Raw genomic sequence first — 8,565 nt, 5'->3', positions numbered from 1 at the left:
AGTTCATCCTCTGAGCCCGTGTCCCGGCCGCGGCGCCCCGCTCCGCGGCCGGACGGGGAGGGAAGCCAGGGGAGGGAGGGGAACGCTGGACCAGCAGCGGATCCGGGTGCGGCTCCAGAAACTCTCGGTCATCTTGCCCGTCTACAACGAGGTCGACACGCTCGGGGAGATCCTCCAGCAAGTCCGCGCCGTCGAGTTGCCCTGCGACCGCGAGATCATCGCCGTCGACGACTGCTCCACCGACGGCAGCCGCGAGTACCTGCTGGCGGAGGCGGCGCGCAGCACCGACCTGATCGTCCTGACCCACGACCGCAACCGGGGGAAAGGCGCGGCCGTGCGCACCGCGCTGGGGGCCATCACCGGCGACGTGGTCGTCATCCAGGACGCCGACCTGGAGTACGACCCGCGCGACTACGCCAGGCTGCTGCGGCCGATCCAGGAGGGCCGCTCGAAGGTCGTCTACGGGTCGCGCTTCTTGGGCGAGCACAAGGCGATGTACTTCTGGCACGCGGTCGGCAACCGCTTCCTCACGCTGACGACCAACATCCTGTTCAACACGACCCTCACCGACATGGAGACCTGCTACAAGGTCTTCACCGCCGACGTGGCCCGCTCGATCAAGCTCCGTTCCGACCGCTGGGGCTTCGACCCCGAGATCACCGCCAAGATCCTCAAGCAGGGACACCGGATCTACGAGGTGCCCGTCGCGTACAATGGGCGGGAGTTCTGGGAGGGGAAGAAGATCACCTGGAAGGACGGGCTCACCGTCCTGGCGACCCTGCTGCGCTACCGTCTGTTCGACTAGCTGCCGGATGCGGGGTGACGGAGAGAGGGAGACCGATGAGTGACGCGGCCATTGCCGTCGATCTGGGTGGGACGAACATCCGCGCCGCTCTCGTGACGCGCGACGGCGCAATCCGGCACCTGATCCGCCGCCCCACCCTGGCACAGGAGGGCCCAAAGGCCGTCATCGACCGGATCGTCGCCTCGATCACGGAGGTGGCGGAGCGCGAGGGAGCGGACACCAGCATCCCCGTCGGCCTCTCGGCGCCGGGCCCGCTCAACCCGACCGCGGGCGTGGTCTATTTCGCCACCAACATGCCCGGCTGGGACAACATCCCCATCCGCGACATCCTGCAAGAACGCACGCAGCGCACGGTGATGATCGGCAACGACGGCAACAACGCGGCGCTCGGCGAAGCGCTGTTCGGCGTGGCGCGGGGCATGCAGCACGTTATCTACATTGCCCTGGGAACCGGCGTCGGCGGCGGTATCATCTCCCACGGCCAGTTGATCGAGGGCACCCGCGGGCTCGGCGGCGAGGTGGGCCACGTCTCGATCGACCCGTCCGGTCCCCGCTGCCACTGCGGCGGCATCGGCTGTGTCGAAGCCTACGCCGCCGGCTGGGCTATCGCCCGCGATGGCGAGTTGCTCGTCCACTCCGAGCGATCCCGCACCATCGCCGAGGTCGCCGCGGGCGGGCCGATCACCGCCGCGGTCGTGGCGAAGGCCGCGCGCGCGGGCGACTCCGCGGCGCGCGCCGTCTACGAGCGGGCCGGCCACGCGCTCGGGGTTGGCCTGGCCGGCTTCGTCAACCTCTTCAACCCCGAGATGATCGTCCTCGGGGGCGGCGTCGCCGAATCGGCCGACCTGCTGCTCGACGCGCTGCGCGAGACCCTGCCCCGCTACGCCATGGCACAGATCTACCCCGACGTGCGGATCGAACTGTCGGCGCTCGGCACCAACACCGGGATCGTCGGCGCCGCCGCGCGCGTCTTCTACACCGAGAGCGGGAATCTCGGCGCCCCCAGCGTCTGACGCAGCGCCGTGGCTGCTCGATGAGAGCGAGCACGATGCCCAGACAGGACCGCCAGCCGCAGCCCTCTCCGCCACCCCGCCCGGCAGCCGCCGCCCGGCTGAGCCGCCGCGCGTTGCTGGCCGCCGGAGCGTTCGCGCTGCTCGCGGCCTGTCGCGGCGGCAGCGCCGGCACTGCAACCGAGTCCACACCCGTCAGCCGGGGCAGCCAATCTCCCGCCACGAGGCCGGCGCCGACCGGTGCAGCGTCCCCCCAACCAACCACGTCGCCATCCACGGCCCCCGGCACGCCGCAGGTGACCGGTCCGCAGGTCTTCTACCAATGGGGCTTCGCGAACGACCCGGTCAGCCACGACTTCAACGCCAACCGCTACTGCGGTGGGGAGCCGGAGTTGTGGGCCGGCCTGCTGACCCTCACCCCCGACTTCGAGCCGGTCGCGGACTGGGCCGAGGCCTGGAGTGCCAGCTCGGACGGGCTCACCTGGACCTTCCGGCTCCGGCCGAACAACCGCGGCTGGTCCAACGGCGACCCCGTCACCGCGCACGACTTTGTCTGGTCCTGGCAGCGGAAGCTCGCGCCCGAGACGGCCGCGCCCGACGCGCCGCTCCTGTACGACATCGTGGGCGCTCGGGAGATCCACACGGCCGGCGCGCCCCCGGAGACCCTGGGCGCCCGCGCCACCGACGACTGGACACTCGACGTCGCCCTCACCGGCCCCAGCCCGCGCTTCCTCGTCATCATCGCCTCGGTCGCCGGGTTCCCGGCTCACCGCCCCTCGGTCGAGCGCTACGGCGAGCGCTGGACCGAGGCCGGCAACTGCGTCTCCAACGGCCCCTTCCTCCTGACGCGCTGGGAGCACGGCGTGGCGTTCGAGATCGCCCGCAACCCCAACTACTGGGACGCCGCGCGGGTCACGCTCGATCGCTGCATCACACCCATCCTGCCGCTCGACCTGGGGTTGCGACCCTACGACGACCGTCAGGTGGACTACATCGCCGTTGCGCGACCGGACCTGCCGGTGGTGCGCAACAGCCCGAATCTGTCGCGCCAGCTCGGCCGCACCGTCGAGGCGGCCGTCTGGTGCCTCATCCCCCAGGTCACCGTGCCGCCCTTCGACGACGTTCGCGTGCGGCAGGCGATCAGCCGCGCCATCGACCGGGAGCGCATCGTCCAGATCACCGAGGGACGCGCCCACGGAGCCACGAGCCTGATGCCGGTCGGCATGCCTGGGCACTTCGATGATGCCGAGATCGTCCAGATCCAGCAGTTCGATGTCGACGCCGCGCTCGCACACCTGGATGACACACCCTTCGCAGGGGGGCAGAACTGGCCGCCGTTGACCCTCACCATGCGCCGGTCCGACCCGGACGCGGAGCTGATCGCCAACGACGTCATCAGTCAGCTCCGCGAGAACCTCGGCCTCAACCTCTCACTCGATATCCTCGAACCCGACGACTTCGAAGCCGCGGTGCAGGCGCACCAGCCCGCCTTGATCTGGCTCCGCTGGTGGTTCCACTACCCCGACCCGCACAACGGCTACGGCGACCTCTTCGCGCCCGAGGACCCGCTGCCGCGGCGGCTCGCCTGGGAGGATCCCACCTACACAGACCTGGTCCGCCGCGCCCGCGAGGAGTCCGATCCCGCGGCACGCCTCGATCTCTACCGCCAGTGCGAGCAGACGCTGCAGAACGCCGCGGTCTACATCCCGGTCGCCTACCCGGTCACCTGGTACCTCTTCAAGCCGTGGGTGACCGGCATCCCCACCAACAGCCAGGGCGACTGGCTCCCCCGCGGCGAGCTCTTCACCCGCATGAAGGCCCGTCTCCGCATCGAGAACCGCCCCGAGGCATAACCCGCCCAGGCCGGGGCGCATTGGCTGTAGGACCAATCGCGCGTGTGTGCTATCCTGCACGGCGTATCGTCCATTGGAAGACGCCCCGCCACACGGCCGGGGGTGGTGAGAGCGGGAGACGCCGATGTCAGGAGCACACCCGAAATACCTCTGGTGGAATGGCCGGCAGATGCCGTGGGAAGACGCGACCATCCATGTGACCGAGATCGGCTGGTCCACGGTCGGCGCCATCTTCGAAGGCATCCGGGCGTACTGGAACCCCGACCATGGGGAGGCGTACATCTTCCGGCTGCGCGAGCACATGGAGCGCTTCAGCCAGTCAATGAAGCTCGTCCGCCTGGATCAGGAATACACGACCGACCAGCTCATTGATGCGATCGTCCAACTGGTGCGCGACAACGAGCACCGGGAGGACGTGTATATCCGCCCGCTGGCCTACCGTAGCGGCGACGGCAAGTCCTTCAGCGGGTTCGGCAGCGAGGCGTCGATCCTGATCAACACCCGGCCGAATCCGTCGCACCTCCTGACCGGGAAGACACAGCACGCCTGCGTCAGCTCCTGGACGCGCATCTCGGACAACGTGATGCCGCCGCGCGTCAAGAACCTCTCCAACTACCGCAACGGGCAACTGGCGAACATGGAGGCGGCGGCCAACGGCTACGACACCGCCATCCTGCTCAACGCGCAGGGGAAGGTCGCCGAGGGTCCCGGCGCCTGCCTGATGCTGGTCCGCAACGGCAAGCTGATCACCCCGGACGTTACCAGCAGCATCCTGGAGAGCATCACGCGCGACGCGCTGCTCACCATGGCCCGGCAGGACCTGGGGCTGGAGGTGGAAGAGCGACCGGTCGACCGGACCGAGCTCTACGTCGCCGACGAGGTCTTCTTCTGCGGCACGGCGGCCGAGATCACGCCGATCGTCTCGGTCGACCGCTATCAGGTGGGCGACGGCACGCCCGGCCCGATCACCCGCCGCCTGGAGCAGCTCTACCACGACGTCCTGCGCGGCATTGACCCGCGGTACGCCGAGTGGCGCACCCCGGTCGGCCTCGCCCAGCTCGCCCCGACCGGCGACTGAGCCACCCCAGGACCGACGGCATCCCACCGGAACCAACCGGGAGGACACCAACGAAAACCGCCCGCGGCGTGTGCCGCGGGCGGTTCGGTTTGAGACACCTCGATAGATGACCGCCGGCGCCCCTCAGAACCCGGCGGCGTGGCCGCCGCGGCGGGGATCGGCCGCGCCGAGCAGGCGTCCGGACTCGTCGCGCATCACCGTTTGCACCGATCCCATGTGCCAGTTGTAGTCACCCAGCGATGCCACGTCGATGCCGAGCCGCGCCAGGCCCCGCAGCGTCGCCTCCGGGAAGCGCGTCTCGACGGCAATGGTGCCGATCTCCCAGCCCATCCCCCGGCCGCCCTCGGCGCGCAATTGCAGGCGCGGCGCGTCGATCGCCTCCCCGAGGTCCATGCCGTGGTGGAGCAGGTTCAGGAGGACCAGCGTCACGGCCTGGCAGGCGGCGCCGGGCGAGCCGATACCGATCCACGGCCGGCCGTCGCGCAGCACGAGGACCGGCGCCAGCGGCGTCGTGATCCGCCGGCCAGGGCCGACTGACACGCCTCCGAAGTAGCTCGAATTCCCGCTGTTGACGCTGATCCCGTCGACCACCAGGCCCGTGCCGAACGGTGTGCCGTAGACCGTGTGCAGCATGGTCAGCCAGTTGCCCGCTGCATCGACGATGACGATGTGGTTGCTGTCCGTCGACCCAGGGCCGGGCTGCGGCGGCGCCGCGACGAGGTTGTCGTCAGGCAGAGGCAGATCGACCGTCGGGAAGCTCTCGGTCAGCAAGCGGGCTTGCAGGCTCAGGAACTCATCCGACAGCAGGATGTCGAACGGCACCGCGAACGCGGTGGGATCCTGGCAGTAGCGGGCGGTGTACTGCATCGCCACACCGAGCGCCCGCGCCACCAGCGCCGTGGCACGGGACGAGCCGTGCCAGGGCTGGGCCGGGTCGATGCCCGCGCGCTCCAGGATCCCCAGCGCGACGCCCACGAACGCCGCGCCGTACTCCGGCGCGTCGCCGCCGAGCAGGTCGTAGCCGAAGGCGCGGAAGCGGAGCGGCTCGGCCCAGCGCGGCTCATAGCTCGCCATATCCTCCAGCGTCACCGAGCCGCCGGTCTGCTGCACCGCCGCGACGAAGCGCTGCGCCCACTCGCCCCGCTGGAACCACTCGACGCCGTCCGGCTGAGCTAGCCGGCGCAGCGCCGCCGCGAGCGCGGGCTGGCGATGCAGGTGGCCGACCGGCGTCAGGTAGCCGGCCGGCGTGTAGAACGCGCGCCCCGACGGGTAGTGGGTCAGTCGGTCGTAGGACGCGGCCATCTCGCCGTAGAGGAAGGAGTACATCGGGAAGCCGTCGTCCGCCACCTTGATGGCCGGCTCGAAGTACGAGGCCCACGGCCGGGTGCCGAAGCGCTCGGCCAGGGCCTGCATCCCGCGCACAGTGCCCGGCACGGCGATACGCTGGCCCGACTCCTCCGGCGCGTCCCGAGGCGGGATCGGCCCTCCCGCCGGGCGGTCCAGCTCGGCGTTCAGGTAGTAGGCCCGCCCCGAGGCGGCCTCCCAGTAGACCAGGCCGAAGCCGCCGGCCAGCGTCGACATATGCGGCTCGACCACGTGCTGCAGCGGCATGGCGGTCAGCAGCGCGTCGACCGCGTTGCCCCCATCGCGCAGCACCTGCACCGCGGCCTCGGTGACCATCGGGTGCGAGGTCGACACCATCGCCCGCTCACCGACCGCCACCGCCTTCGGCCCCTGCTCCGGGGCGGGGAGATGGTCGAACGGCCACGCCGGGTTGTCACTGGGCATCCGTGTTCCCCTTCCCCTTCGCGATCGCGCGCCAGGCTCCCTAGAAGAGCCCCTCGTCGGCCATCCGGGCGATGGTGCGGTCGAACGCCTCGATGGTCTTGGCGATGTCCTCCTCCGAGTGGGCCGCGCTCAGCAAGCCGCCACCGTGGAAGAGGTCGACCCCCTCGTTGATCATCCCCTGGTGCAGCGCCAGCGAGAGCTTCGGCGCCGGGCCACGCTTCAGCACCTCCGGGGCAACCCCCTCCGGCATCCGCAGGTCCCCGCTCGTCATGTTGGTGCACTCCACCCCAAGCATGACGTGGAAGACCGAAGCCTCTCCGTAGCAGAAGCCCGGAACCCCGCGGCGCACCAGCACCTCATTGAAGCCGGCGCGGATCTTCGCCGCCATCTCGTCGGCGTGCCGCTGTACCCGTGGATCGGCCACCATCTGCAAGCAGGTCGCCCCGGCCACGGCCGAGAGCGGGTTGGCATTGAAGGTCCCGGGGTGTCCCACCTTGCGCCATCCCGGCTCGTCGCGGAACTCCAGCAGCGCCATGATGTCGGCCCGACCACCGACCGCCCCACCCGGCAGGCCGCCGGCCACGATCTTCGCCATGGTGGTCAGGTCCGGCGTGACGTTGAAGCGCTCCTGCGCCCCACCCGGCGCCCAGCGGAAGCCGGTGATGACCTCGTCGAAGATCAGCAGCGTGTCGTGCTGCTTGGTGATCTCACGCAGGCGCTGCAGGAAGCCCTCCGGCAGCGGGATGGTCGTGTAGGACGCACCGCTCGGCTCGAGGATCACCGCCGCGATGTCCCCCTCGGCCAGACGCCGCGCCACGAAGTCCAGATCGTTGACCGGCGCCACCACCACGGTGTCGGCCACCGCCTGCGGGACACCGGGAGGCGTCGGCCCATCGAACGGCGGCTGCTCCCCGTTGATGGCGTAGTCCTGCCAGCCATGGAAGTGGCCGGCAAACTTCATGATCTTGTCACGCCCGGTGAAGGCCCGCGCCAACCGCATGGCCATCAGCGTCGCCTCGGTACCGGACGAGGTGAACTTGACCCGCTCGACCGACGGCACCAGGTTGCAGACCCGCTGCCCCCACTCGATCTCCAGGTCGTGCCCGGCCCCGAAGTGCGTGCCGCGGCGCACCTGCTCCGCCACCGCCTCGGCGATCTCCGGATGGCTGTGGCCCAGGATCAGCGCGCCGTGGCCCATGGCGTAGTCGATTAGTTCATGGCCGTCGACATCCCACTTCTTCGACCCCTGCGCCCGCTCGGCGTAGAGCGGGAAGGGGCGCAGGTAGCGCACGTCGTGCGTGATCCCACTGGGAAATGCCTGCACCGCACGCTCGTAGCGCTCCCGCGAGCCGGGGTGCCGTTCAATGTACTCCTGCTCGATGGTTTTCCTCACCTGGCTGGCCATCGCCGCCGTTCCTTCCTCAGCCTGACCTTATGTCCAATCCAGGTGCAGCCCACACCCGCCCCCGGATTATCCCCATCCCGACCACCGGTGTAAACCGGGAGGGCTGGAGCACAGGGTGTTATGCCGGTAGGATCAACCATGCCGCCCTTCCTCTGTGCCCGGGCCAACCAAACCAATTGGAACGTGACGAATCGGCCGAGCCGTACGCGGTCGGCACCAGCCGGGGACGGGTGGCGCGCACGGTCCCGCGTCGTGGCACGTGCTCTGAACCGCCCGGGGCTAAAGCCGCCGGGCTCACAACGAAAGCCGGCTGAAGCCGGCTGAGGACGGGAAGCCGACCGGGTGGCGAGAGGATACCCGCGCCGTGGCCCGTGCCCGGGGCTAAAGCCGCCGGGCTGACAATACAAAGCCCACTAAAGGGGCTGGGGACGCGGGGCCCGGTGGGTGCCAAATCGGAATACGCCAGTCGGTAGCCATCGTAGCCCCTTCAGTGGGCTTACCCACTATGCAGCCCGGCGGCTTTAGCCCCGGGCACGGGCCGGCCGGTGCGTCTCAACACCGAGGTGTAAGTTCTGGTCCACCTCAGCCGGCTTCAGCCGGCTTTCCTTGTCAGCCCGGCGGCTTTA

General features: G+C 69.8%; 6 protein-coding genes. 4 read left to right on the top strand and 2 right to left on the bottom strand.

Annotation, left to right across the window (positions count from 1 at the left end; translation table 11 throughout):
• The 4 genes from IRZ30_RS13290 to IRZ30_RS13275 all read left to right on the top strand — a co-directional run.
• Positions 1-805 (top strand): glycosyltransferase family 2 protein (locus IRZ30_RS13290; protein ID WP_294085879.1); only part of this gene is annotated, 805 nt, incomplete at its 5' end.
• Between the two features lie 35 nt (positions 806-840).
• Positions 841-1,818: an ROK family protein gene (locus IRZ30_RS13285; RefSeq protein ID WP_294085876.1), complete on the top strand. Its 978-nt coding sequence runs from the start codon at positions 841-843 to the stop codon at positions 1,816-1,818.
• 35 nt (positions 1,819-1,853) lie between these two features.
• A complete protein-coding gene (locus IRZ30_RS13280) occupies positions 1,854-3,668 on the top strand; it encodes a peptide ABC transporter substrate-binding protein (protein WP_294085873.1) in 1,815 nt (604 codons plus the stop codon).
• 124 nt (positions 3,669-3,792) lie between these two features.
• Positions 3,793-4,746 carry a branched-chain amino acid transaminase gene (locus IRZ30_RS13275; protein WP_294085870.1) on the top strand — a complete coding sequence of 318 codons (954 nt, stop codon included), beginning with the start codon at positions 3,793-3,795 and terminating at the stop codon, positions 4,744-4,746.
• Between the two features lie 123 nt (positions 4,747-4,869).
• Here the strand turns inward: IRZ30_RS13275 and IRZ30_RS13270 are convergent, their stop codons facing one another.
• Together IRZ30_RS13270 and IRZ30_RS13265 are read right to left on the bottom strand one after the other, a co-directional pair.
• Entirely contained in the window at positions 4,870-6,534 is a 1,665-nt protein-coding gene (locus IRZ30_RS13270; protein WP_294085868.1) for a gamma-glutamyltransferase, read from the bottom strand.
• A 40-nt stretch (positions 6,535-6,574) separates the two neighbouring features.
• Entirely contained in the window at positions 6,575-7,939 is a 1,365-nt protein-coding gene (locus IRZ30_RS13265; RefSeq protein ID WP_294085866.1) for an aspartate aminotransferase family protein, read from the bottom strand.
• Between the last annotated feature and the right edge of the window lie 626 nt (positions 7,940-8,565).

Origin of the sequence: Sphaerobacter sp., from assembly GCF_019683595.1 — a bacterium.
Classification (GTDB): domain Bacteria; phylum Chloroflexota; class Chloroflexia; order Thermomicrobiales; family Thermomicrobiaceae; genus Sphaerobacter.
The sequence above is the reverse complement of the archived record's forward strand: the minus strand, read 5'-3'. Positions and strand labels throughout refer to the sequence as shown.